General features: G+C 51.5%; 18 protein-coding genes. 10 read left to right on the top strand and 8 right to left on the bottom strand.

Annotation, left to right across the window (positions count from 1 at the left end; translation table 11 throughout):
* Positions 1-1,940, bottom strand: a 1,940-nt coding sequence (locus C3F13_19585) for a hypothetical protein (GenBank protein ID PWB49598.1), incomplete at its 3' end; no start/stop codon positions are given.
* Positions 1,941-2,377: 437 nt separating this feature from the next.
* Between C3F13_19585 and C3F13_19580 the strand changes: the two genes are divergently transcribed.
* The 9 genes from C3F13_19580 to C3F13_19540 all read left to right on the top strand — a co-directional run bounded on the left by C3F13_19580 (position 2,378) and on the right by C3F13_19540 (position 14,201).
* On the top strand, positions 2,378-3,712 hold the full coding sequence (locus tag C3F13_19580; protein PWB49597.1) for a hypothetical protein: 1,335 nt from the start codon (positions 2,378-2,380) through the stop codon (positions 3,710-3,712).
* 40 nt (positions 3,713-3,752) lie between these two features.
* Entirely contained in the window at positions 3,753-5,465 is a 1,713-nt protein-coding gene (locus C3F13_19575) for a hypothetical protein (GenBank protein ID PWB49596.1), read from the top strand.
* A 210-nt stretch (positions 5,466-5,675) separates the two neighbouring features.
* Positions 5,676-6,173, top strand: coding sequence for a hypothetical protein (locus C3F13_19570; GenBank protein PWB49595.1), 498 nt, complete (start codon positions 5,676-5,678; stop codon positions 6,171-6,173).
* Positions 6,174-6,458: 285 nt separating this feature from the next.
* Complete coding sequence (locus C3F13_19565) at positions 6,459-7,313, top strand: hypothetical protein (GenBank protein PWB49594.1); 855 nt, start codon at positions 6,459-6,461, stop codon at positions 7,311-7,313.
* A 48-nt stretch (positions 7,314-7,361) separates the two neighbouring features.
* Positions 7,362-7,793: a hypothetical protein gene (locus tag C3F13_19560; protein ID PWB49593.1), complete on the top strand. Its 432-nt coding sequence runs from the start codon at positions 7,362-7,364 to the stop codon at positions 7,791-7,793.
* An 87-nt stretch (positions 7,794-7,880) separates the two neighbouring features.
* The gene (locus C3F13_19555) at positions 7,881-9,314 is read left to right on the top strand and encodes a hypothetical protein (GenBank protein PWB49592.1); all 1,434 of its coding nucleotides are present in this window, start codon (positions 7,881-7,883) and stop codon (positions 9,312-9,314) included.
* Between the two features lie 295 nt (positions 9,315-9,609).
* Positions 9,610-12,237: a hypothetical protein gene (locus tag C3F13_19550; protein PWB49591.1), complete on the top strand. Its 2,628-nt coding sequence runs from the start codon at positions 9,610-9,612 to the stop codon at positions 12,235-12,237.
* 55 nt (positions 12,238-12,292) lie between these two features.
* Positions 12,293-13,222 (top strand): cation-efflux pump, encoded by a 930-nt coding sequence (locus C3F13_19545; GenBank protein ID PWB49590.1) that lies wholly within the window; start codon positions 12,293-12,295, stop codon positions 13,220-13,222.
* Between the two features lie 91 nt (positions 13,223-13,313).
* The gene (locus C3F13_19540; protein PWB49589.1) at positions 13,314-14,201 is read left to right on the top strand and encodes a hypothetical protein; all 888 of its coding nucleotides are present in this window, start codon (positions 13,314-13,316) and stop codon (positions 14,199-14,201) included.
* A gap of 120 nt (positions 14,202-14,321) precedes the next feature.
* Here the strand turns inward: C3F13_19540 and C3F13_19535 are convergent, their stop codons facing one another.
* From C3F13_19535 to C3F13_19525, 3 genes are read right to left on the bottom strand one after another with little or no spacing between them, the layout of a single operon-like run.
* On the bottom strand, positions 14,322-15,314 hold the full coding sequence (locus tag C3F13_19535; protein ID PWB49588.1) for an LLM class flavin-dependent oxidoreductase: 993 nt from the start codon (positions 15,312-15,314) through the stop codon (positions 14,322-14,324).
* 51 nt (positions 15,315-15,365) lie between these two features.
* Positions 15,366-16,694, bottom strand: coding sequence for a chlorohydrolase (locus tag C3F13_19530; GenBank protein PWB49587.1), 1,329 nt, complete (start codon positions 16,692-16,694; stop codon positions 15,366-15,368).
* Positions 16,695-16,710: 16 nt separating this feature from the next.
* A complete protein-coding gene (locus tag C3F13_19525) occupies positions 16,711-19,209 on the bottom strand; it encodes a dihydropyrimidine dehydrogenase (GenBank protein PWB49586.1) in 2,499 nt (832 codons plus the stop codon).
* Between the two features lie 168 nt (positions 19,210-19,377).
* Here C3F13_19525 and C3F13_19520 point away from each other — a divergent pair, with 168 nt between their 5' ends.
* A complete protein-coding gene (locus tag C3F13_19520; GenBank protein ID PWB49585.1) occupies positions 19,378-20,232 on the top strand; it encodes a hypothetical protein in 855 nt (284 codons plus the stop codon).
* An 88-nt stretch (positions 20,233-20,320) separates the two neighbouring features.
* Here C3F13_19520 and C3F13_19515 read toward each other — a convergent pair whose 3' ends face one another.
* Genes C3F13_19515 through C3F13_19500 form a run of 4 tightly spaced genes read right to left on the bottom strand, consistent with a single transcriptional unit; the run spans position 20,321 to position 24,271 of the window.
* Positions 20,321-21,382, bottom strand: a complete 1,062-nt coding sequence (locus C3F13_19515) for a spermidine/putrescine ABC transporter ATP-binding protein (protein ID PWB49584.1) — start codon at positions 21,380-21,382, stop codon at positions 20,321-20,323.
* Between the two features lie 21 nt (positions 21,383-21,403).
* Positions 21,404-22,180 (bottom strand): spermidine/putrescine ABC transporter permease, encoded by a 777-nt coding sequence (locus C3F13_19510; protein ID PWB49583.1) that lies wholly within the window; start codon positions 22,178-22,180, stop codon positions 21,404-21,406.
* A complete protein-coding gene (locus tag C3F13_19505) occupies positions 22,177-23,079 on the bottom strand; it encodes an acriflavin resistance protein (protein PWB49607.1) in 903 nt (300 codons plus the stop codon). The genes C3F13_19510 and C3F13_19505 overlap by 4 nt, the downstream gene beginning before the upstream one ends.
* Before the next feature lie 7 nt (positions 23,080-23,086).
* Entirely contained in the window at positions 23,087-24,271 is a 1,185-nt protein-coding gene (locus C3F13_19500; protein PWB49582.1) for an iron ABC transporter substrate-binding protein, read from the bottom strand.
* Positions 24,272-24,469 lie beyond the last annotated feature (198 nt).

Here is a 24,469-nt window from a genome sequence, read left to right as displayed (position 1 = left end):
GCATGAATGCTCTCTTTACCAATGAGACTCTGATGGATCTCATTCATCGCCGAAAGCCACTCAATCCGCTGGAGCATCGATTGTTCAAGATTCTTGCGTTCTTCAACCTCTCGGTCGAGTTGGGTATTTATAGCACGAAGCTCAGCAGTCCGCTTTCTCACCAGCTCCTCAAGGTTTTTCCGATATCGATCGAGCTCGTTATCGGCCTCCTTACGGGTGGTGATATCCTGAAATGCCGCGATGGCAGATTCCACATTCCCTAGATCATCCCTGACTGGGCTAGCCCACATCTCCAGGGGAATATTGCGCTCACCATCATTAATTTCAATATCATCTGCAAAGACTGGGGCACCTTTCAATGCTTGAAAAACCGGGAATTTTTCAACCGGATAAATTCGCTCTGTCCCAGCTACGTGAAACGAAAAATGCTCGATGGACTGGGCTAATGTGCGACCTGCATCAACATCTGGATGGATGCCTTTATCAGGATTGGTGAGAATCTCGGCGGTGCGTTTATTGATGTATTGGGCTTTTTGATCTTTACCATACACTACCACACCAAGGGGTAAACCCTCCAGGATTTGGCTCAACCTGCTTTCGCTCTGAAGTAAATTGCGGTTTGCCTGGTCCGTCTGTGTTTTGAACAGGTTTATGCGATCAGCAAGGGCGATGGACCAGCTTACCGCCATGAAAATAAAGCCAAGCTCATAAAGATTTTCAGTGAAGTAGGTACTGGGTAGGATAGTAAGCCGAACTAATAACACCACGATGAAGCTGGCACTCATTCCTAGCCAGGCAAGCAAGAAGAATCCCATTGGCCTGAAGCCCTTCTGCCAGGAGTACAAACCAATCATAAAGGTGGTAGCGAACGTAATGACCAGAACAGGGTTCATCAAACGAGCCAGTGTCAAATAATGGGCAAAGGGTATTATCAATAAACCTACACCCCAGATAATCGCAATGGATAGGTTAATTTGGTGAAGTTTCGGATGGCGTGCTTTTAATTGTAAAAAATTATCAGAGAAAAGGGCGATCGATATTCCGAAAGCAACATAAAAAACGGGAAAAGAATATGGTTTTATGAAATACAGGTTAGGAAAAACATATGCTCCTAGATAACCTGTATATTCCAGTAAGACGGCTAGTGTGCTGACAACCAGCAGCATAAAATAAAGATAGACTGTTTCTCTCAAGGTGATTAAAAAAAACAGATGGTATCCCAGCAGAGCAAGCAAAGCACCAAAAAACAACCCCTGCAGTATCAGGATCCGACCAGATGAAACGATAAACGCATCTTTCGTCCACAGGGTTAGCGGGATGGTCATCGATGCGCCACCGGATATTCGCAGGTAGTAGGTTTGGCTACTCTGAGGAGAAAGATCTATGGAAAAAACAATTTTTGGATAAAGGATATCACGGGTAGAAACTGGACGAAGCGCACCTGTTTGTTTTACATCAAAACCTTGGCCATCGGATCTGGGCAAGTAAAGGTCAATATACTGCGTGTTGGCAAAGCCTTGTTCCAGCAGCCATTCTGTAATCTGAGTGGTTTGGTTATCCAGGCTAAAGCGTATCCAATAGGCACTGTGTGTAAAACCGTAATTCGGCACACTTGCCTCGTTTGGGACAAACTGAGAATCATATGCTGGCGAACTGACCTCTCCAATATTAAGGTCGCCCGTCGGATCCTCAAGGATATCCAGATTCAGTCCAAGGGGATATTTTTGTACCTCATCCGTTAATATGAGAGGTCGAGTTGCGGATGCTGACTGTAGTCCTGCTAACGGTTTTGCCAATACCTCCACCGCCTGACAAACCGCTGCAACAAGTATGATAAGAATAACCAGCCGCAGATAAGCCAGTTTTTTCGAGCTAATCTTATTGCTCATAAAGAATCGCTGCTCATGCTTGCTACCAATGCAGTAAAGGACGCCTGGCATTTATATAATCTAGCGCCGCGATATTCACTGCATCCATCTATTCTTTGATGATTGCTTGAACAAAGACGATATATAATAATAGGGAGTTCCATAATTTCCAGGTAAAATCAGGCAGCGAGTGGTAGGGTTTCTAGCAATTTGATCGTAGATCTTCCAGGGAGAAGTTATAGCAGACCTCCCGTGACCAGGCTGGTTAATTCCGCTACTACTCACCAATGTTTTTACGCACGCTCAGGCATTATAACAAATCGCTCGAGGTATGTAAATTTGTTGTGACCTTAATCGTTTTTTGTTGAAGTGTCAAGAAGCAATTGTTGAGCTACGCCTTTCGTTCTAACAAGAATTGGTCTTTAAAAACCAACATCATAATGTAGACAAGAGAAGCACTTGCCGGTATCTTTATGATGAGATTAAACCCACAACGGAGGATGGTGGATATGAAGATCGGTCAAAGCTGGAAAAAAACGATGCTGTTCATAACCTTGTTCATGGCACTGGCCTTGATGTTTCCCACCAAAGCCTCAGCCCAAGGGATTATTGCAGGTGATACAGTCAACGAGGGGGAGGTCTTGGATCACAATGCCTTTCTTAACGGCACCAGTGTAGTCATGGACGGTGTGATCAATGGTGACCTGCTGGCAGTGGGCAATAATATCAAGATCAACGGTGAAGTGAATGGAGACCTGGTTGTCATGGGTGGAAACGTGGTGCTTAATGGCCCAGTATCCGGTAGTGCCTATATTGGTGCCGGGTTATTGGTGCTGGGTCCGCAAGCCAGCGTTGGGCGCGACGTGTATTTCCTGGGTGGTCGGGGTACCACCGAAGCAGGCTCAAAAATCGACCGCGATCTAAACATCGTCGGGCTTGAAAGCAATCTGGCTGGTGAAGTGAATCGTAAAGTAAATAGCCTGGTTGGTCCGGTCGTCCTGGCCCAAAAGATATATGAGTTTATGATCAGCCAGGGCTGGTTGCCACAAACCTGGCAGAAGGCACCAGGTACTCCACAAGCCAGGCAAATCGATTTGGCTGTACATCCGGTCGCATTCGGACTGACCACCTTCCAACCGCTTATCCCTGCTTCATTGACAAGCGACAATAGAATAACCACGAACTCGCTTAACCGCGTGCAATCCCTACAGCCGGCCAATGCAATCGATACCGAGCGTTTGAAATCATGGGCGGTGCCCATGCTCAGAACTCTGGTTGGCTTGCTGCTGATTGGATTATTGCTTGTCTGGCTGGTCCCTGCCCAGCTGCATGTCGCCAGCGAGCATGTTCACCTACAACCATGGCGCTCCTTATTGTACGGGCTGCTGGTATTTGTGATTGGCTGGCTGGCAGCAGTGCTAATACTTGTTCTGGTACTGGCCCTCGCCTTTTTCTTCTATTGGGCTTCCCTCCCCAATTTAGGATTTCTCACCGGATCACTCGGCCTGATATCGTTAGGCCTGGCACTGACAATCTTCTGGTTGTCCATCGCCTATTTCAGCAAGATCATTGTTGCCTACCTCGTTGTTGTGTTGGTGTTCAAACGCTGGATCCCTTCTTTAGCCCAGAATCGGATTTTACCGCTAGTGATTGGAGTAATCCTGTATGCATTGCTGGCATCCATTCCGTATCTGGGTGTGTTGATCTCCGCTGTTGCTACATTGATTGGACTGGGTGGGCTGTGGATGTTCTTGACGAAAAACCGCTTACCTGAAATTGAAGAAGTTACCCAGGCGGAACCAGAGGACATAAATCCGGAAGTAGTCCCTGCAGAAGAAGGTTAATTAACTTATATCGAACCGATATCCGAAAGGAAGGTCTCACATGGAACAAAAACCGAAAAACAGAAAACACTATGCGTTTCCCTATTTCTTCCTGGGAATCCTGATAGCGGTAATCGTGATTGCTTTGCTTGCTGTCCTCTTCCTGGTTTTCCAGGGTCAGGCAGTTACGCTTGAGAGTATTCTCAAACTGACAACCACAAATCTCTTGTTCCGATACATCGATGTCCTTGCGTTTTACAGTGCGATCATCTGGGGCCTGGTCGGATATCAGAAGGATAAAGCTGAGGACTCTCGCCGTTATTCAGAGTGGGTCGAGCTGAACAAGCAGCGCGACATGGTGCAGGCTCAGGAAAACCAAACTCAGCTCGATAAAAAACACCAGGTTGAGATCGCCCGTCTCAATGAGCAGCTGACCAACCAGAAGACCAGTTTCCAGGACCTGGAAGTGATCATCCAGCGAGGTAAGCAGCAATGGGAAGCCACCTTCGATGCTGTAGATGACTTGATCGTGCTAACCGATGAGAATGGCAGCATCATCCGCTGCAACCGGGCCACAGCGGAAATCTTCCAACTTGGATATAACCAGATCATTGGCCGGGGGATTGATGAATTATTCGCCAATGATACGGTCAGCATCATGGGGATGAACCCAGGAGAGAAAAAGGACCTTAAGCTGCCCAGAGCGGATGTTTGGTACCAGATCTCCAAGAATTACCTTCTGCTTGACGGTAAACAAGAGGGATGGGTTTATATCTTCCGCAATGTCACACCGCTCAAACAGGCCTACCGTGACCAGCAGCGCTTGACCCAGTATTACGAACTATTGGTGAACAACAGCCCGGTGGCGATTGTGACCCTCAATCAGGAAGATCGCATCATTGATTGTAACCCGGCCTTCGAGCACCTATTCCAATTTGACAAGCGCGAGGTGATTGGCTCCAAAGTGGATGAGCTCATCATACCCCAAGACCTGGTTGTCGAAGCCAATGGGTTAACTGATGCAGTCCGGAAAGGCATTAAGGTTCAAAGCATCACGCAGCGGGGCCGGAAGGATGGCTCGCTAGTTGATGTGGAAGTATATGGGATCCCAGTTGTATTGGGTGGTAAGCAGGTTGGTTCTCTGGGCTTGTACCACGATATATCAAATCTTGTCCGCACCCGCGTTGCAGTACCCGTCGAAGAGCCGGTTGAGGAAGAAATCGTCGAACCCGAGACACCTGTTGAAGAGCCCGTGGAGGAAGAGCAAACCCTACCTGAGCCGGAGCCAGCCGTGGAGGAAGAACAACCCCTACCTGAGCCGGAACCGGTTGTTGAAGAACCTTCCCCCACCCCTGCTGCAAGCAGGCGGTTAATCCCTGTAGAAGACATTGAAGGAATTGGGCCGGTCTACGCCCTCAAATTGCTGGATGTGGGCATCAAAACCACAGATGATCTGCTAGAGCACGGTAAAAGCCGCAAAGGGCGTGAAGATCTGGTTGAACAGACTGGTATATCCTCATTACTGATTTTAAAATGGGTAAATATGGCTGACCTGATGCGCATCAAGGGCGTCGGGGAAGAATATAGTGAGCTGCTCGAACGCACGGGTGTGGACACGATCAAAGAGCTGCGCAACCGTAATCCGAAAAACCTGCACGATGCCATGATGCAATACAACGAAACGCATAAGCTGGTTAGGCGGCCGCCGACTTTAGCTGATGTTGAAAGCTGGGTTAAAGAAGCCCAGGAATCAGAGCCGCTCATGTCCTATTAAAGCGCTCGCACCGGCGGTGATTACCGGAAAGATATTTTTCCAGGGGTTTCATCAAAATTTATTTGGTGAAACCCCTGGATATTCCACGCTGGACTTAACACATAAACAACTTAAGTAAATATACAAACGAGGTTGCCAGGTGTGCCCAATGATTGAGCCAGCCACTGAGTGACTGGTTGGTAAATCCTGTTCAGTTGCTGGAGAATATTAATGAGTAGTTTTTTGGTATTTGTTTTCACCAATGAAAGTGGCGCCGACCAGGTTGTTGGAGAGATCCAGTCATTACAAGAGCAAAAATCCATCACCATCATCGATGCAGCCACGGTCATTCGCAAAACAAACGATAGGCTTAAAATCAATCAGGTTAGTTGCCTGGCTTGCGCAGGTGCTTTAGGTGGACCGTTTTGGGGGGCATTGATTGGCCAATTATTGTACCTGCCCTGGCTTGGGGTTGATGTAAATATCGTAACCCATGCACTGCAAGGAAAATTTACCGGTTTTGGAATCAGCAGCAGTTTTGCCAAGGAAGTTGGGGCGGCGATCATGCCTGGGTATTCAGCGCTTTTCCTGATTGTGGCAGACCTGATAGAAGGAAAATTAATTAATATCTTATCGCGACACAAGGCTACTCTGCTGCGAAGAAACCTAAGCGACACTGATGAATGTGCATTAAGGGAAACATTTGCGGCATCTGATCAGGAGCTGTAACCAGCCTTGCAGGATGTGTCTCAACTTATGTTGAATGATGCTCAACGCGGCCGATGTTTTTGTTGACCACAATTTCCACATGGGTATGTAGACAGGCTGCTTAATTGAGGGTATTGTATACGTGTTTTTTGTGCATTGCGAGAAATTTATTGCCACATACAATTCATCACGGGAATTTATTGCACGGCGAGTCGGAAGTTAGAATAGACCAGGCCATTTTTCTGGGAAATTCCACCGGCTGTGTAAACCATCCGATACATAAATGATCAAATAAGGAGTACAAATATGGTCGAAAAGAAAGCAATCAAGAGTACCAAGCGTCAGCGTGTCACAGTCAGCAAGAACAAGCTGGCTGCCACAGCAAACGACATTGAAGATGCAGCGATCGCTGCAGCAATTTCAGGTGAGCAAGAAGCCATCCAGGGTGCAAACAAGTTAAAAGAGGCCGCCCAGATCGGGGCTGTCGGGACAGATTTTATTGCCCAGGGTGCCAGTGATCTTACCCGGGCAGCCTATGAAAGGATCATGTCTGAACGCATGGCTGTGCTCAGTGAAGTAGTTGCCACGGCAGGTGTGGTGGATGTCGCCGAAGGTGCCGAAATGCTGGCTGCCTCGGAAGATGTGGGTGTGGTCAGTGCCCTGGTGGGTATGATGAGCCTGGGTGATCTTGAGCATGGCATGGAACTCGCCCGCTTATCCGGCGAACTTTACACCGCCGGGGAAATCATCGAGGCTTTGAAGATGCCCGTCCTGTCACTATTCCTGGGCAACCGGGCTGCCCGTCTGCATGAGATGTCGGTGGAACAGATCCGTATTGCCATGAGCACCGATGGGATATCGAAAGCTCTAGCAGCTACCGGTCAAAAAATCAACGCTCTGGGCCAGAATGAGGTCGAGGAAGGCATCTTGCGAATGTCCACGTCAGAGGCAGTCTCCGTTGAGAGTGCCAGGCTGTCAGAAGCCAGCGATGAGCTGGCGGTGCAGGGTATCACTGAGCTGGTGATTGGCAATGAAGTTCGCGAAACTGCAAAGCTTACGGCGGTTGAAGGCGCTTCGGAAATCAGCTCTGGAGCAGCTGTCATGGGTGCAGCCCTTGCCATGGACGAAATAGCTGAAACCCTTAAAGAGAAAAGCAAATAACGCTAAAGTATATATAAACAAAATACATCATTGAGCGAGAGAGAAGACGTGGCAACCTCAAAAAAAGCTAATAAAAACAAGCAACAAGTAAAGTCATCATCGAAAAGTAAAGCACCTGTAAAAAAACCGGTTAAAAAGACCCATGGCACGCTACTGACCATCCTGATTGCCCTGATCGGCTTGCACGGTCTTGCAGGTATCTATCTAATTTATTCCAGTATCAAACAGGCATACATTTCGCAGCGACCCGGTATTCTGGCAGTTTTAATCGCAGTTGCAGTTGCGAACATCGTAGCGGCAATTGCAATATGGTATTGGAAACAATGGGGAATCTATGTGTATATCCTCGCCACTGTGGCGGTAGCTACACTATCGATTGTTGTTACAGGCAACGTGTGGGCCAGCTTGTACCAATTCATCCCGGTAGGTATCCTGGGTTATGTCATCAGCCTGCAGAATAAACAAAAGCTATTTAAATAACTGGCCAGGCCCAAAACGAAACAAAATAAAGTTAACGTTAGTTATTGGTTCAATCAAATATAGGAAAAGGAGAATTTAACAATCGTTATGAAAAAAAAACCCAAGAAATTTCAGATGCAGCTTTTCAAAGTAGTTGTGATCACCATGATGATCGCGCTCGTTTTGAGCAGCTGTGCTCCGGCAGCTACCCCAGAGGCGCCAACCCAGGTACCGCCGACCTCTGTCCCACCCACAGCAGTCCCACCCACAGCGGTTCCCACCGAGGTTCCACCGACTGTGGCACCTACCGTGGCTCCTGACCCGATGTATTATGCGAATGAGCCGGTTGCAGTCGTGCCGGCCGGGCAAGCAGGTCTACCCATGGTTGAAGCTGCTGTCAACACTGTCATCATGGGTGGCCCTGGAACCAACTATGTGACCTATGGGGCCTTCCTGGGTGGTAATACAGCCATCGCTACCGGAGTGAGCCAGAATGGAAATTGGTTCGCAATCAGTGTACCAGTTGCCCCAAATGGCATTGGCTGGGTTTCCGGTATTTATGTCATTGCGACCGGGACTTCCGGATTACCCGTACTCCCAACACCACCTGTACCGCCTACTGTTGCGCTGGTTTCACCTGCTGCTGGCGATCCCCAGGCGACCACTTTAGCTCAAACTTTTGTACGCACAGGACCTGGAGCTTCATATCCCGCTTATGGTATTGCTCAAACGGGTAGAACAGCACGTGTGATCGGTAAGAGTCAGGACGGCGCGTGGCTAACAATTCGGCTCGACCCTCAAAGAGTTGGGGTTGGTTATGGTTGGATTGAAACTGCTTTCACCCAGCCAGCCAACATCGATAATGTACCTGTGATTGCAGCCCCGACTCAATCGCCACCTGTGGTTGTAGCAACTCCACCAGCTGGCGCGGCAACAGCTACCGCCATCGATTTTGTCAACCTGCGCAGTGGTCCGGGGACCAATTACCTGCTTCTCGGAACCGTTGCCCCAGGTGCAACCGGTGAAGTGACCGGCAAAAGCCAGGATGGGCTATGGTGGCAGGTGAAGGTACCTACCAGCTTTTATACCCCTGGCGCAGCCTGGGTATCGGCAGACTGGGTCACTACCGCCAATACTGGTAGTGTGCCTGTGGTTGACGCTCCTCCCCCGCCTCCAAGTGATGTCTCTACGACCCCACCCCCTGCCAACCAGTGCGTCTTGGTATCGCAGAATCCGGCTGATTATACGACCTTCCCGACCAGCACTGGCTTCGGAATGACCTGGGTGCTGCAGAACACCAGTAACCAGCCCTGGAACCAGGATTCTACCGACCTGGTATATCTAGGAGCAATGAATGGACAGCGTCTACACCAGAACTACGACCTGTATGACATTACCGAAACCGTACAGGCTGGTGCCAACTACACGGTTAGCGGCTCGCTAATCACCCCAGCCACTCCTGGACAATACGGGGAGGCCTGGTCATTGGTGAGTAACGGCGCGACCGTGTGCACCTTCTGGATCATCGTTGACGTCAAATAATATAAAAGGATAATTTTCACGGAAAAAGGCTGGCTGGATAATAATTCCGACCAGCCTTTTTATATACCTGGTGCAGGACGATAGCATGGGAAGCGATCGGCTCCCCAATTAAGATTTGGGTCAAGCATCCGTCGGTGTGAATGTTCAGAATGCCGACATGATTGCATTGTTGATGGAAGAATCAACAATTAACGGATTACAATTTGAATTCTGGCATGTATCTTGGTATCATTGAAATCATTATTTTCAGATTTCCCGGTTCATCTGATCTTAAATTTCTCGTGGATAAAGGTTGATGTTTATGGATAGTTCTTCGAATAGCAAGCTACCCAATCCGGTAGCGATTAATTTACAGGCTTCCGAGTTCACGTTGACAACTGGTAAAAGCACCCAGATTGTGGTCTCGCTCTCGAACACAGGTACCACGGGAGAGTACTACCTGGTCAGCATCCTGGATCTTCCAACTGGCTGGCTCTCCCCTTCTGGCCCATCGAGCATTTGGTTAGCCCCAGGAGCCCAGGAAAAGGTGCTCTTCACCATCACACCACCGGTCCCGCAGGGGGAAGCCGCGCAGACTTACACCGGGCGCGTGCACGTCGCCAGACAAAACGCACCCGACATTTCTCAAGACCTGGAAGTGAAGCTGACCTTCCAGCCAGCTGGAAATATCAAGGCAGCCAGTAGTGCTTTTGAATCGCAGGGACGCATCGGGGTGAGTTTGAGCTCGATCCAGTTTTCGGCTGCACCCGGTGATACGGTCACAATCCCGATAATTCTGGTTAACCGCGGGCTGCAAAAAGATACGTTTCGCCTAGGAGTGGAAGGCATACCCTTGAGCTGGGTATCCACCGCCGCCCCACTGACCTCGCTTGAGCCTGGCGAACAAAAAGAGATCAGCCTGCTGATCCAACCTGTCCATTCACCAACCAGCCAGGCTGGGCGTAATAAATTCAGCCTCAGCGTTACCAGCCAGAGTGCCCCCGACCAGCTGGTGAAGGTGGATTGTATACTGACCCTGGCAGCCGTCACCCGCTTCAGCGCAACCCTGCAGCCGAAGCAGATCAATGCTGGGCAACCGGTGACGGTGAGCGTGAAAAATGAGGGCAATTTCCCCCAGGTCTTCCAGCTGAAGTTACACAGCCTGGATGACCGGTTACTGTTCGAGCACCTACCGCCTGAAACCTCCCCACAACCCTTGTCAACTGCGGTCACCCAGCTGCATGCGCCTGGATCAACCCCACAGGTCCCTGGAGGCAACCCCGCAGCGCTCACAATAGCCGCAGGTGAAACTGCCTCATTTAGATTTTCTGCCCGGCCTCGCCAACAGCCGCTTATAAGCACGGGGACTGTTTCCTACGCTTACGCAGCTTCCGTTAAAACCCAGCAGAAGGAGGGCCCCCTGCTACAAGGTCAGGTGGTTGGTCATGGGATGATCCCGATCTGGATCCTGCCTGTCGCCATGGCACTCTGTGCAATCGTCTTCTTGGGGGCAATTATCCTCGGCAACCGGACTGGCTCGAGGGCTGGCAGCGCTACTCAGACCTCGGCAGCCGCCGGGACCGCCATGGTGGCCGGTGCAACTCAAACCATTGTAGCCAACCAGACAGCCGCAGCCATCGCTGGCCAGCAGGACACCGATGGGGATGGCCTCATCAACCAGCGCGAGCTTGAGCTGGGTACCGATCCCAAGAATGCCGATAGCGACAACGACGGGCTGCTGGATGGAATAGAAGTGTACCAACTGGGCACCAACCCGCTTAACCCTGATTCCGACGGTGACGCGCTAATCGATGGAAAGGAAGTCCAGCTAAAGCTAAACCCACTTAACCCAGATACCGACGGGGATGGGCTCAGGGATGGGGATGAGCTCAGCCTTGGCACCGATCCACTCAAGCCTGACACGGATAGTGATGGACTGGTCGACGGTGCTGAAAATCAAAATTGCCCTAATTTCCTGAACCCCGATACAGATGGAGATGGAATTATCGACGGCAAAGATCTAAATCCGTGCGATCCGAACAACCCCGCGTTGACCGCCACGGCTGCCAGCCTGTTACCCACCGCGACAGTTTCCCCAACGTCCACGCCCATCCCCACTTCTGTCCCGTTGCCGAAATTTGGCGGGGTGATCCTGTTCGTCTCGAGCCGAGATGGCAACCCCGAAGTCTATACCCTGGATGATGCCGGTCATATTCGCAGGATGACCGATAACCAGGCTGCAGATATCCAAGCTGTATGGGCACCTAATCTACAGCGCTTCGCTTTCACCTCCAATCGTGACGGTCAGAATGAAATTTATCTGATGAATGCCGATGGAACAGGCCTGGTCAACCTGACTACCAACCCAGCCGATGATCAATACCCAACCTGGTCGGTCGACGGGAACTGGATCGCATTTTCAAGTAACCGGGATGGCAACTACGAGATCTACCTGCTCAATGTGAACACATTTGAAACTCAAAACCTGACCAACAACCCTGCCAATGATACCCAGCCAGATTGGGTGAACAGCACCACGTTCGACCTGGAAGGTGAATCGATCCTGTTCACTTCCGATCGGGATGGGAACCAGGAAATCTACCGCATAAAGACGGATCGCTCGGAACAGGTTAACCTGACTGCCAACCCAGCCAACGACCAGATGGCTAAGGGTTCGCCGGATGGAGCTCTGGTGGTCTTTACATCCAATCGCGATGGTAACCAGGATATTTACTCGATGAGGATCGATGGAAAAGGGGCAACCAACCTGACCAATAATCCTGCAAACGACTATGGACCGTGTTGGGCACCAAGCCAGGCCTGGGTGGCTTTCACAACAGACCGGGATGGGAACAATGAAGTGTACATTACCAAATCTGGCAATCCCGAGCTGTACAACCTGACCAATAACCCCAACCCAGATCAGGTGTCCGATTGGCGCTAGCCATGCCGGGTAAAGGATTCACATCGATAATCGCTCATTGTGACCAAGGAAATATATGAAGACTACTAACAATAACACTGATCACTCCGTCCCCCTCACCCGCTATGCCTGGTTATCGATCGCCGCTGCCGTAGTGACCATCACGATGAAAGCCACCGCTTATTATCTGACAGGCTCGGTTGGGCTGCTGTCTGACGCACTTGAATCAGTGGTCAATCTTGCCGCTGCGATCGTTGCTTTGCTGGTCCTCAGGCTTGTAAGCCACCCGGCCAATGACGAATTCACTTTCGGTTTTTCGAAAGCAGAATATTTTGCCAGCGGCTTCGAAGGCGGCATGATCCTTGTGGCAGCAGTAGGCATCATTATCACCGCTATCCCGCGCCTGATCAACCCGGTACCTCTGGAGAATCTTGGCTGGGGTTTGTTGGTCTCAGTCACTGCCTCGCTGATAAACCTGGCAGTCTCTCTGATCCTGATGCGCGCGGCACGGCGCCATAATTCCATCACCCTGGAGGCAGATGCCAAGCATTTGATGACCGACGTGTGGACTACCGGGGGAGTGTTGGTGGGAATCGCCCTGGTATGGCTAACTGGCTTTGTACGCCTGGATCCAATCATCGCCTTGATCGTGGCAGCTAATATTATTTTTACAGGTTACCGCTTACTCGTCCGTTCCGGGCGTGGTCTATTGGATGTTTCCATACCGCAGGAAGAGATTGGCTCGGTAAAATCGATCCTGGATTCGTACAAGGAACAGGGAGTGGCCTACCACGCTTTACGCTCAAGGCAAGCTGCGGCGCGTAAATTTATGGTGGTCCATCTGCTCGTGCCCGGTAATTGGTCAGTAACCAGGGCCCACTCCCTGGCTGAAAAGATCGAAAATCAGGTCATGACGGCCGTCGAAAATGCTAATATCGTCACGCATGTCGAGCCAATCGAAGATCCATTATCTATGAAAGACACCAGTATAGACCGGAATTTGTAAAAGGTATGATTACTGCCTACGGGAAGCTCTTATAAACCATGCATAAAATATTAACTATCTTAATCAAAATGTGAGAAGGAGAGGGTGAGAGATGGGAAAAACTGGTCGAAGAATTTGGTATGGCATCGCGATATTCCTGAGCGGTTTGGCGATCCTGATGAGCCTGGCCGGCATCGTTGGCGTCTGGCTCACGCAAAGCGCCGTGTCGAACTCCGCTGTCCAGCTGCTGGACTCGCTGAGCAATATCACCGGAAACATGCGGTCGACTGCCCAGGCAGTCGATCAAAAGCTGTCTGACTTGCAGGATATTTCCAGCTCGATAGCCTCAGCTTCAACCACACTTAGCCAGCAAGTGGCTGACGAAGGCTTGATCAAGCTGCTGCTGCCCGAGGAGCAGGTGCAAAAGCTAACCAGTACTTTCGCTTCAGTAAAAGAAGCCGTCAGCACTTTACGAGACATGCTGACCTCGGTGAAGACCATTTATCAGACCATCGACTCATTGCCATTTGTCAATCTGCCGGCCCTGAGCCAGGACCAGATTGATAAATTCACTGGGTCGGTCAATACGGTCCAAACTGCTTTGGATGAAGTAACCACCGCTATCACCGCTTTTCGGGCCGGTGCCAGCGAGCAAATCGGCAGAGTGAAGCTGGCAGCTGACCAGTTCACCAATCGCTTGGGTGAATCGCGTAGCAACCTGGCAGGCTTGGATACCCGCCTGGCAAATATCCAGGAGCTGCTCTTGCAATTAAAGCAAATTGCTGTGGTGGCCTTGTTTATGTCGGCCTTGTTTGGCACGCTGTTCCTGGTCTGGGTGAGCTACACCCAGATAGAAGTGATCCGGGTGTATGCCTTGCGTTGGAAGGCAACCCGGGTAGTCGCCCTGGCAGAAACCACCTCGCCACAAGAAGCTGCCTTCCAGCAGCCCCCGGCAATTGATTCTGGTAGTGCGCCTCTTGAAAATCAAGATAATAAATAAAGCACTATCCGCGATTTCTCTTGTCTATCCATCCAACCATCCCCCGGAGGCTACATATCCAGGGGATGGTGGTACTTTAAGTATCAATCCGTCGAGCACTAATTGATCTGGTGAAATCCCTCATTGGGCAAAAGTATCTACCAGCAGTTTCACATCCCCACAGACCGGGTAGAGGATCGGGCAGGTACAGCCGTGTTTTCGGTATTCATTGACGCAGCAGCGGGCTTCATCGGGTGTACCAGAGGCAGTGATGCGATCTATCAATTCGTCCGGCACGAGGTGCTTGGCTTGCTCGATCTGCTCCTCGGTGGCAGGCCAGCCCAGAATGGATTGAATCTGCCTGACGACTTCCTCTGAGACGCCCGATGACCTGGCAATATGCGGTTGTTGGGCCAGGTACTGGCACAATAATCCCCTGGCAGAATCGAAAGCCTTATCGTGGTCAAGGTCGACCGAGCACACCACCAGCTGTGGGCGGTCGATATCCTCCAGGCCTCGGCCACGCTTTTTGGCACCCTTCTCGAGCAGCTCCAGGGCCTGGTCGTTGTGCTCTGGGGGTGCGCAATAATTCAACACAACCCCGTCGGCGATCTCACCTGCCAGCTCCATCATCTGGTCACCGGTGGCGCCAATCATGATCGGCACCTTGCGCGGCTCACGTCGCCCATGTACCACATCCAACTCAATCCCATTCACGTGAATGAATTCCCCATCATAGGAGACCCGTTCCATGCTCAACAGGCGACGCAGGACATCAACAGTCTCCCGCATAGCCGTCAAGGGCTTCTTGCGCTCGATGCCCACATTCCGCGCCAATGGATCCCACCAGGCCCCGATCCCGCAGATGATCCGCCCAGGAGCCAGGTCATCCAGGGTGAGAAAGGTAGCTGCCAGAAGCCCGATGTTGCGCGACCAGTTGTTGATCACCCCTGAGCCGATCTTAATGCGCTCAGTCACGGCGGCGTAGGCAGCCATGGGTACGATGGCATCCCTCACCAGGCGGCTTTCAGCCTGCCAGACGGCTTCAAAACCCTTGCTCTCCGCATAACGGACATAATCCAGGCCATCGCGCAAGTCATGCGCATCCTGCAGGTATAACGCGATACGTTCCATTATATTTACCTCTCTCCCCCCAAATTCATATCCTTATTGATTATTGAGTTCTTATAAAGCGTTCAGTCGTGCCCACATCTCTGGAGCCAGCTGGCGCGAACGGGCTGCTAGTCGTTCCTCATCCATGCTCAGGATTTGCTTGTCTCTCATCAATATTTTCCCCTTGCAAACCGTGGTATCAACGGTGGCATCCACCAGTCCGAAGATGAGATGCCCTAGGAAATTCGCCTCACTGAGCGGTGTCGGTGGTTGGTAATCGATGATAGCCAGGTCGGCTGGACGGCCCTCGGCCAGCTCACCCAGCTTGAGACCAAATTGCCGTTCTGCAATGTCAGCATTATTCCCCAGCAAAAGCTGGGGAGCTTCCATAAAGGCCACCCGCGGGTCGTGGTTAGCCAGCCTGTGCAGCAGGTAAGCACAACGCATTTGTGCCAGCATGTCGGAACCCATCCCATCGGTTCCCAGCCCAACCAGCACACCTTTCTTCAACAGTGCGAGCAGTGGTGTGACCCCCACGGCATTGTTCATGTTTGATTCGGGGTTGTGCACCACGCTTGTTCCTGATGCCGCCAAAATGTCCATCTCCGCTTCATCCACATGCACACAATGCACGAAAATGGACTGCTTGCCGGTCACGCCCAGTTTCTGCAGGCGTTTCACCGTGGGTACTTTATACTTGGCGAGTGCATCGTCTCGGTCGGCAGCATCTTCCGCGACATGGATATGGCAGCCCACCCCTGCTTCATTTGCGATGGATACACACTCTTCAATCGTCGCATCTGAGAGAGTAAACGAGGCATGCATACCCATCATAGCGGCAATCTGACCATCACCCTTGCCTACCTTCTTGATAAAGCGATGATTTTCCTCGACCCCACCCTGGGAGACGTTGCGGTCGGATACCTCATAGCACAACGAGGCGCGCAAGCCCGCCTGCCTCACAGCTTGCTCTATCAAGTCCAGCGAACCCTCCCTCATCGCTGGTGAAGCATGATGGTCGATGACTGTAGTTGTTCCATTGCGAATACAATCGATCAGGGGCATCTGGGCTGAAAGGAGGATATCCTCCTCGCTGAGTGCTCGGTCAACTTTCCACCACAGGCGCTCCAGGATCTCAACGAAGTTCGCCGCCGGTTCCCCGGGGATGCCCATGCCGCGCGCCATGGTGGAATAAAAGTGATGGTGCGTGCAGATGAAACCTGGCAGGATGAGCTTTCCGGAGCAATCCACCGCCTGTGCATCGGGAAACTGTTTTTTCAGGATGGCTGCATCTCCCACTGCGGCGATGGTTTCGCCTTCTGTCACCACCGCGCCGTTCCATATCACGCGATTCACCGCTCCTAAAGTCACCACGATTCCGTTTTCAAAGCGAGTAGCCATAGGGGTCCTTTCGTATCTAATTCTCTCTCAAGACAGCCAGCTCTTCAGGCGTGCGCGTGCGCATGTTAATGGCACCCACGAAGCACTTCTTAGCACAGATTGAGCAGCCGATGCACAGGGTGGCATCCGTGTGGGGGTGCCCCTGCTCGTCCAGCGTTATTGCCAGGTATGGGCAGCGAGCGCAATTTCCACAGGAGACGCAGTAATCATAATTTGCTTCAGAAATCTTTTTCACCGGGCTGAGTGCCATGAAATCGGTGATGGGATTTGGCTGTGCGATCCCGATCAACTCCTGCATGGAGCGTATGCCCCGTTGCAGCATCATGTGAGAGGTGCCTGACTCAAGATCGCTGATGATCCCGTAACCTTCCTTCATGACGATCGTGCAGAACTGGACCGTCTTGACACCCAGGGCAAGGAAATCCATGGCAGCCTTGTAATTCATCGGGCCACCATTGCCTGAGATTTCGATCCCTTCCGGTACTGCCTGGGCTAAGGTCAGGTAGGAAATGGGGGTAACGCCTTCACCGCTCATCCCTACGACCACCCCTTCCTCCCAGGAGCGACCATCTGCCGGGCGAAATGCCAGAGTGGGGAAGGAATTTGCCAAGGTGATACCGGCTTTTTTATCGGGGTAGCGGTCGAGCACCTTTCGGATTGCCCTCAAGATGGGCACGATGGAGGTGACAGCCGCGCTCAGCTTGAACAGCTTGGGAATCCCGGGGTCGCTGACTTGCATGATCCAATCAATGATGCGGGCCGTCAGGGCAGCATTTTGTGAAACGATGGCACCCTCCGTACCGTCACCGCCCTGCGGGCATGAGAGAGAATATTCGATCCCCATGGCACCAGCTGATTCCAGTTTTTTAGTGTTGGATTGCCATCCAGCCGCATCGCATTCATCGTTGCCGGAGACCGGCCCCCCAGTGGAAGCCATGGTCAGCCGGTCAGGCCATTGCTTTACGAGCTGTTCGACTTCCCGGCACACCCGGTCCAATGGGTGACCGGAGACGTTATCGGCGTTGCCGTAGGTATAGGGAGTGTATGTTACCATGTACTCGCCTGGGATGTGGATGGGGACATTATCAAAGGCAGTCTTCATGATCCCGCCTGCCCAGCCCGCCTGATAAGCGCGATTCATTTGCTCCAGTCCATCGGTAGATGGTGAAGCCGAGATCAAAAATGGTGAGCGGATCGGCTTGCCGAAAAACTCAGTGCTGAGTGGTACGGGAAGCGGGCGGTAACCAGGCAGCAGGTAGTAAGACTTGACTGGTTTCTCAATCTCAGGTTTCTTTTTTCCAGTCAGATACGCATCGATCTCCAGGGCGGTGTTCTTCCCCGAAGCCACTGCCTGGACGACGGTTTTTGGCCCGGTGAGCAGGTCGCCCGCGTAAAACAGTCCTTCTTCCTGCTGGCGAGGCAAGGTAGGGCGCATTCCGATGGCAATGATCACCGCGCTAAAGCCAGTGCGAACGCCCTCAGAGCCGGGTACCTCACGCATGTTGGCCGGGCTGAAGGGCTTCCCTTCCGGAAGCTCAACCTTGATCATCTCGAGACCGGTGAGGCGTTTCCCCTCCTTGATAAGCTTGCTCACACGAATACGGCCATTCACTTCAAGGTCATATTCGATTAATTCCTTACGTTCCCTGGCAGTCAGGGGCATCTCCGAATATTTTTCCAGCATGAAGAATTCCACATGCTCAGCACCTAACTCCTTGGCGGTAACTGCGCAATCCAGGGCTGTTGCCCCACCACCGATGACCGCCACCCTACCTTGAAAATGATGCGCATATGGTTTGGCCAGTAAATCAACCATCCGGGTGGCCAGCTCTTCATTGGGTATCCCCAACTCGATCGGTTTCCATAACCCTGCAGTGACGCATACAGCCTGATAGCCGCTTCTCAGCAGTTTGACAGGATCTTCTATCTTGCTTCCGGTCTTGGCAGTGATGTTACCCAGAGATAAGAGAAATTGAATATCGCTTTCGACAACTTTTTTATCCAGCCGTTGATGCGGGATTAATCCCATCATCCCCCCCAAGCGGTTGCGGCTCTCGAAGATATCAACCGCATAACCCAGCTGAGCCAGGACTGCCGCAGCTCCCAAGCCTGCCGGGCCCCCGCCAATGACAGCTACTTTCTTCCCGTTCAACCTCGGTTTTGAGAACTCTGGGATGCCTCCCAGGTGTTTGGCTGTTTCAACAATGGTCGCTTGGACCAGCGGGATATTTATGGCCCCATCAAATTTCTTCCGGGTACAGGCTGCCATACATAATGTATCGGGGCAGACCATCCCGCACACACCACCCAGTGGGTTGGCATGCATGATCTCGGCTGCTGAACGCCGGATATCCGATGGATGAACCAGGCGAGCTGCCATGATGAAATCAGCCGGTGAGCAATGCGCCGGGCAAGCCTCCCGGCAGGGCTTTTCCTCGCAAAACTCACAGCGCAGCAGCTCTGCCTGGAGCTGGGCTTTGGTCATCACGCGTGGATCGGTTTTTTCAGTGAACATGGAGCACCTCGCAGAAAAAGACTATCATTTAAAAATAATTATACCCGGTCTTGCTATCTTACTGCTCCGCCGGCTGTTGATATATATCCACGCTGAAGATAAGAGAATTTTATCAAAAGGGGAGCGTTTCACTGGCATACAAGGGAGGTTTATGATTTAATACAAGCCATGCCTGCCCTAGCCATTGCCTTGTTGCTCACTTCCGCTGTCTTGCATGCCCTGTGGAATCTGCTTCTTAAAAAATCTGAGCAAAAATACCTGGCCATGGGCTGGCAAGTGGTGATTGGCAGTATCGTTTCGATTGTTGCCATCCTCTTTACTGGTCTGCCTGCGCGCAGCATGTGGCTCTTCGTGCTAATCAGCACTATCCTGGAATCTATCTATTTTGCCATCCTCACCTTTGCCTACAACGACCATGATTTCTCATTGGTTTACCCGGTAGCACGCGGGACAGCTCCGGCACTGGTGCTGATCTGGAGCGCATTATTCCTCAACGAAATTCCCAGCCTCGGGGGATTGGTGGGCATTCTGATGATCGTGGGTGGCCTGGTGATCATCGGTACCACGAGCTTGATGCAGGAGCACACTGGCAAGCCTCACCTGCGAGGCATTGCCCTGGCGCTTTCGGTGGCTCTGGTCATATCGATCTACACCCTGGTGGATGGCTTTGCAGTCAAGCACGGCCCAGCTCTGCCCTATGGGTTGAGCCTGTTCATCCTGATGCCGCTGTTTACCTCCCCGCTGATCGTACGCCACTATGGCTGGCAGGAAAGCATAAAAGCATTCACCGCCCAGCCAGGCAGGCTGATCATGGTGGGAGTCCTGGCGGTGGTCGCCTATTTATCAGCCCTGTTTGCCTATTCGATCGCCCCGGTGAATTATTCAGAAGCCATCCGCGAGGTCAGTGTGGTGCTGGGCGCATTTGCAGGCTGGTACTTTTTAGGCGAGCAAATGGGCAAGATCCGCATCCTGGGTGCTGCAGTGATCTTCGCTGGGATCGTCCTCATCGCACTGTTTGGTTAATCTTAACAAAAACTCCCCGGCCAATTGGTGCGTCGAGGAGTTTGATTCAGTACAACGAAAAGTAATAACTGTTGTCAGCGAGAAGTTTTCACTGCCTGAGTACCAAGACGGCTTCACGCGAGCAGGTCACCTGGTCTTTATCGCCAATCTTCGGTAGCTCAAGGAACGGGTTGTTGAACGTATCCATATAGAAACGATTGCTGCCGACTGCCACCTGGATGCGGACGACTGAACCGAGGAAGGTGATGTTCTCGATCGTGCAGTCCAGGATGTTGGCTTTCTTTTCCACTGCCAGGAAATTAAAGCGCTCGGGGCGGATGGCAATCGTAACCTTGTCGCCTCTCTGCTTACCTTCCAGGTCATCAGAGGTCTCAAGCTGAACTCCATCGATCCTTAGCAAGTGAGCAGCGGGGTCGACCACTTCTGCTGAGGTGGTGTTCAACGTGCCTACGAAGCCAGCCACGAAAGCCGTTTGCGGGAAGTTATAGATCTGGAAGGGCGACCCGACCTGTTCGATCTTCCCCTCATACATCACCACGATGCGGTCGGAAATCGACAGAGCCTCTTCCTGGTCATGGGTAACATAGACGGTTGTGATGCCCAATTTGCGCTGAATGGCACGGATCTCGGCGCGCAGCTGGACGCGGATTTTGGCATCCAGGGCGGAGAGCGGCTCATCCAGCAACAGCACCTCGGGGTGAATGGCCAGGGCACGCGCCAGGGCCACGCGCTGCTGCTGCCCACCAGAGAGCTGGTTGGGATAACTATCACCGCGCTGCTCAAGGTGGATCAAAGCCAACATTTCCTTTACAGTAGCAGCGATTTTTTCTTTCTTTTCTCCACGTATCTTTAGACCAAAGCCGATGTTCCCGGCAACAGTCATGTTGGGGAACAAGGCGTAAGCCTGGAAGACCATGCCAACATCCCGCTGGTTGGGAGCTTTATGGGTGATGTCATTACCCTCCACCATCACCGTGCCTGTGGTGGGAATTTCGAAACCAGCGATCATACGCAAGGTGGTGGTCTTACCGCAGCCTGAAGGACCCAGGAAGGAGACAAACTCCCCTTTATCCACATCGAGGTTGAAGTCTTGAACCACAGTGGTCGTGGCAAATTGCTTAGAAATGTTGTGAAGTGATAAGTGTGTCATTCGATACCATTCTTTGTAGATTTAATGTCCAGCACCAACCTGAACACCTCGACCACGGCCAATAAGCTGGATGATGCCCATGGCAATCCAGGTGAGGGCAAAGCTGACGATAGCCATGGCGGCTGGCTCAAAGGCCTTTTGCTGCATCACATAAGCCATGTACGGGGCAAAGGCAGGTTTGACAAGGTAACCGGCGAGAATTAACTCACCGATTACAATGGCAAAACTAAGAAAAGCTCCACTCAAGATGGCGGTGCGGATATTCGGCAGAATCACTCGCAATATTATCGTGGGCCAACTGGCACCAAGGCTTTGGGCTGCTTCAGTCAATGTACGTACATCGATTGCTCGTATTCCCGTATCCACAGAGCGATACATGTAGGGCATGGACAGTATCGTGTATGCTGCAACAAGCAACGCGGGATTATCCACAATCAAGAGTGGCGGTTGGCTGTAAGTCCGCACGAGACCGAAGACATACACAATTGGAGGAATTACGAAGGGCAGCAAGGTGATAAACTCAACCGGACTACGCGCTTTTGGCACCCGGAGGCGGATTACGAACGCAGTTGGAACGAATATCAAGATCCCAACGATGATCGTAAAAGTTGCCCAAACTACTGATGCTCCAAAATTGTATAAAAACTGAGGGCTTTTGAAGATATTGAAATAAGCTTGAAAACTCAGCTCACCCAACCTGGCTTTCAATGAAAAGATAAAGGTTGCAACCAGGGGCAGGAAGAAATAAAGGATACCCAGGAACATGATGAACCAGGCCCAGAATTTGCCCCGCTTCATCGCAGCCACCTCTCTGTCCGCCTCTGCAGGGCGGTATACCCAACAATTGCTAAAGCCATGATAACCACCATTCCCAGGGATAAGGCATAGCCTACTCCGGCATTGCCCAATACATCCCCACGCAGCTCCGAGCCGATCACAATCGTTACCAGGTTGATCTGCCCACCGGTAAGGGCCTGGGCGGTGGCATATGCCCCAAAGGCATTTCCAAACAGCAAGATCATGGTTCCTAAAAGAGCTGGCCCTAAAATGGGTAAAGCCACATAACGCCAGTATTGAAATGAACTGGCTCCCAGGTTTTCGGAAGCTTCCAGCCACTCACGGCGCATGCCTTCTATGGCAGGGGCAATCACCAGCACCATCAGGGGGAATTGGAAATACATATAGACAATGGCTAATCCGGTGAATGTGTACAGGGTGAAACCATGGAAATAAGGGTTATACCCAAGTGCCCTCATCCAGCCAATTAATAACCCGGTAGGGCTCAACAGGGCAATGAAGGCGAATGCCAGGGGCACACCGGCAAAGTTGGAGGCCACCCCTGAAAATGTCATCAATGCCGCATACATCGATTTTGGCAGCCCACCCCGGATGGCTGCATAGGCCAGCAGGAAGCCAAAAAAACCGCCGCCCAGAGCTGTAATCAGACTCAGCTTGATGCTAATCCAATACGATTGGATCAAATACTGAGAATGGAGTAATTTATTGATATTTTCAAAGGTAAAGGCTTTGGTGACCGAATCTTGAAAACTTCGGATAACGATGGTCGAAGATGGATAGATAAGGAAAAGGAAGGTAAATATGAAGAAAGGCAGGACTCCCAGCCACGCCCAGGATACTTTGGTTCGAGCGGGACGCGCCTGTGGCGCGTCCCGCTTTACTGCATCTGAAACGGTCATGACCGATTTACGGAGTTGGTTCGGGCGTGGCAGTGGATTGAGCCACACCAACGGTTGTCATCCAGCCTGATTTGATCAGCGTAGTGGCTGCTTCAAGCTGGGCAGGGCTGGGAGCTACTGCTGAGGCATAAGAACTTGAAGCGGGTAATTTGGCTGCTAAGTCAGCTGGGATCACTCCGCGGGCTTCCAGATCCGCCTGCTGCACGCCATGAGCATAGCCCTTCATCCAGGCCAGCTGACCCTCATCAGAGTGGAGGATCTCCATCCAGACTTTAGCACAGTTGGGGTGGGGCGCATAGGCGCTGATGGCCTGCACGTACATACTGGCAATGGTTGGGGAGGGATAAACAACCTGCACTGGAGGATTACCAGCGAATGAATCGCGGTAACCAAAGGCCAGATAGTCCCAGAATGGAGTGATGGGAGTGGCGCCTTGGGCAACAGTTCCTACCTTAGCAACCACCGGAACAAAGTTACCAACCTTGTTTAATTCGTTGAAGAAATCGAGACCGGGCTGAGCGTTATCCAGCGTACCGCCGTTGGCCAAGCCAGCAGCATAAATGATCTGGATCGCTTGGTTGGAGGTGGTGGCAGGGCCGGATAATGCAACCTGTCCTTTATACTCGGGTTTAAGCAGGTCTGCCCAATTTTGGGGGACGTTCTGCACGACTGCAGTGTTCACCAAGAAGACCATCACGCCATAGTAGCCACCGGTCCAGAAACCATTGGGGTCCTTTGCAGGAATGCCTAGCAAAGTGTCGGGGATTTTGTCCCAGGTGGTAACCCTATATGGCATGTAATAGCCTGATGCCATACCGGTCGCCCCATAGGCGTAACCGACATCGACGATATCCGGAGCCTGTGGACCTTTGTTGTTCTTGTTGGCTTCGATGGCGGCTAATTCATCGGCCGAGCCGGCATTCGGGTCGAGGGAGTTAATCTTGACACCGGTAGTAGTCTGGAAGTCAGCAAAAATCTCGCCATAGTTCGCCCAGTCGGGAGGGGTGGCGATGATGGTCATCCCGCCTTCTTTTTTGCAGGCATCCACCAGGTCCTGTGGAACACTTTTTACCACAGTGCCAGTATATCCTTCAGCGACATCTGGGGCTGCAGCACCACCGCATCCGGACAGCACAAAGGTGATAATTAAAAGAATCGAAATTACTGATAATGCGAGCTTTCTGTGTAGCATATTCTTATTCTCTCCTCGTAATATTGTTATGAATAGATCAAACATCTATGGTTGAACAGGAACATGGGCAATATTTGTCGGATCCACCTCCCATCTTGCCTTTATTTTCAAACATATTTTTATTAAGCAACGAGATAGAGACAGGTGATGCTTTTTTGGGTAAGAGGCGTTCTAATTGTGAATTCCATAATTAAACCA

It is taken from the genome of Anaerolineales bacterium, from assembly GCA_003105035.1.
Lineage (GTDB): Bacteria > Chloroflexota > Anaerolineae > Anaerolineales > UBA4823 > FEB-25.
Note: the sequence above shows the minus strand (reverse complement) of the source record. Positions and strands in the feature narration are given on the sequence as shown.

Bases quoted from the DNA above. Each gene is read 5' to 3' on its own strand.
- C3F13_19565 (PWB49594.1), top strand. From the start codon at position 6,459: ATGGTCGAAAAGAAAGCAATCAAGAGTACCAAGCGTCAGCGTGTCACA.
- C3F13_19500 (PWB49582.1), bottom strand. From the start codon at position 24,271: ATGCTACACAGAAAGCTCGCATTATCAGTAATTTCGATTCTTTTAATT.
- C3F13_19570 (PWB49595.1), top strand. From the start codon at position 5,676: ATGAGTAGTTTTTTGGTATTTGTTTTCACCAATGAAAGTGGCGCCGAC.
- C3F13_19580 (PWB49597.1), top strand. From the start codon at position 2,378: ATGAAGATCGGTCAAAGCTGGAAAAAAACGATGCTGTTCATAACCTTG.
- C3F13_19550 (PWB49591.1), top strand. From the start codon at position 9,610: ATGTTTATGGATAGTTCTTCGAATAGCAAGCTACCCAATCCGGTAGCG.
- C3F13_19520 (PWB49585.1), top strand. From the start codon at position 19,378: ATGCCTGCCCTAGCCATTGCCTTGTTGCTCACTTCCGCTGTCTTGCAT.
- C3F13_19510 (PWB49583.1), bottom strand. From the start codon at position 22,180: ATGAAGCGGGGCAAATTCTGGGCCTGGTTCATCATGTTCCTGGGTATC.
- C3F13_19575 (PWB49596.1), top strand. From the start codon at position 3,753: ATGGAACAAAAACCGAAAAACAGAAAACACTATGCGTTTCCCTATTTC.
- C3F13_19545 (PWB49590.1), top strand. From the start codon at position 12,293: ATGAAGACTACTAACAATAACACTGATCACTCCGTCCCCCTCACCCGC.
- C3F13_19515 (PWB49584.1), bottom strand. From the start codon at position 21,382: ATGACACACTTATCACTTCACAACATTTCTAAGCAATTTGCCACGACC.
- C3F13_19505 (PWB49607.1), bottom strand. From the start codon at position 23,079: ATGACCGTTTCAGATGCAGTAAAGCGGGACGCGCCACAGGCGCGTCCC.
- C3F13_19540 (PWB49589.1), top strand. From the start codon at position 13,314: ATGGGAAAAACTGGTCGAAGAATTTGGTATGGCATCGCGATATTCCTG.
- C3F13_19555 (PWB49592.1), top strand. From the start codon at position 7,881: ATGAAAAAAAAACCCAAGAAATTTCAGATGCAGCTTTTCAAAGTAGTT.
- C3F13_19535 (PWB49588.1), bottom strand. From the start codon at position 15,314: ATGGAACGTATCGCGTTATACCTGCAGGATGCGCATGACTTGCGCGAT.
- C3F13_19530 (PWB49587.1), bottom strand. From the start codon at position 16,694: ATGGCTACTCGCTTTGAAAACGGAATCGTGGTGACTTTAGGAGCGGTG.
- C3F13_19525 (PWB49586.1), bottom strand. From the start codon at position 19,209: ATGTTCACTGAAAAAACCGATCCACGCGTGATGACCAAAGCCCAGCTC.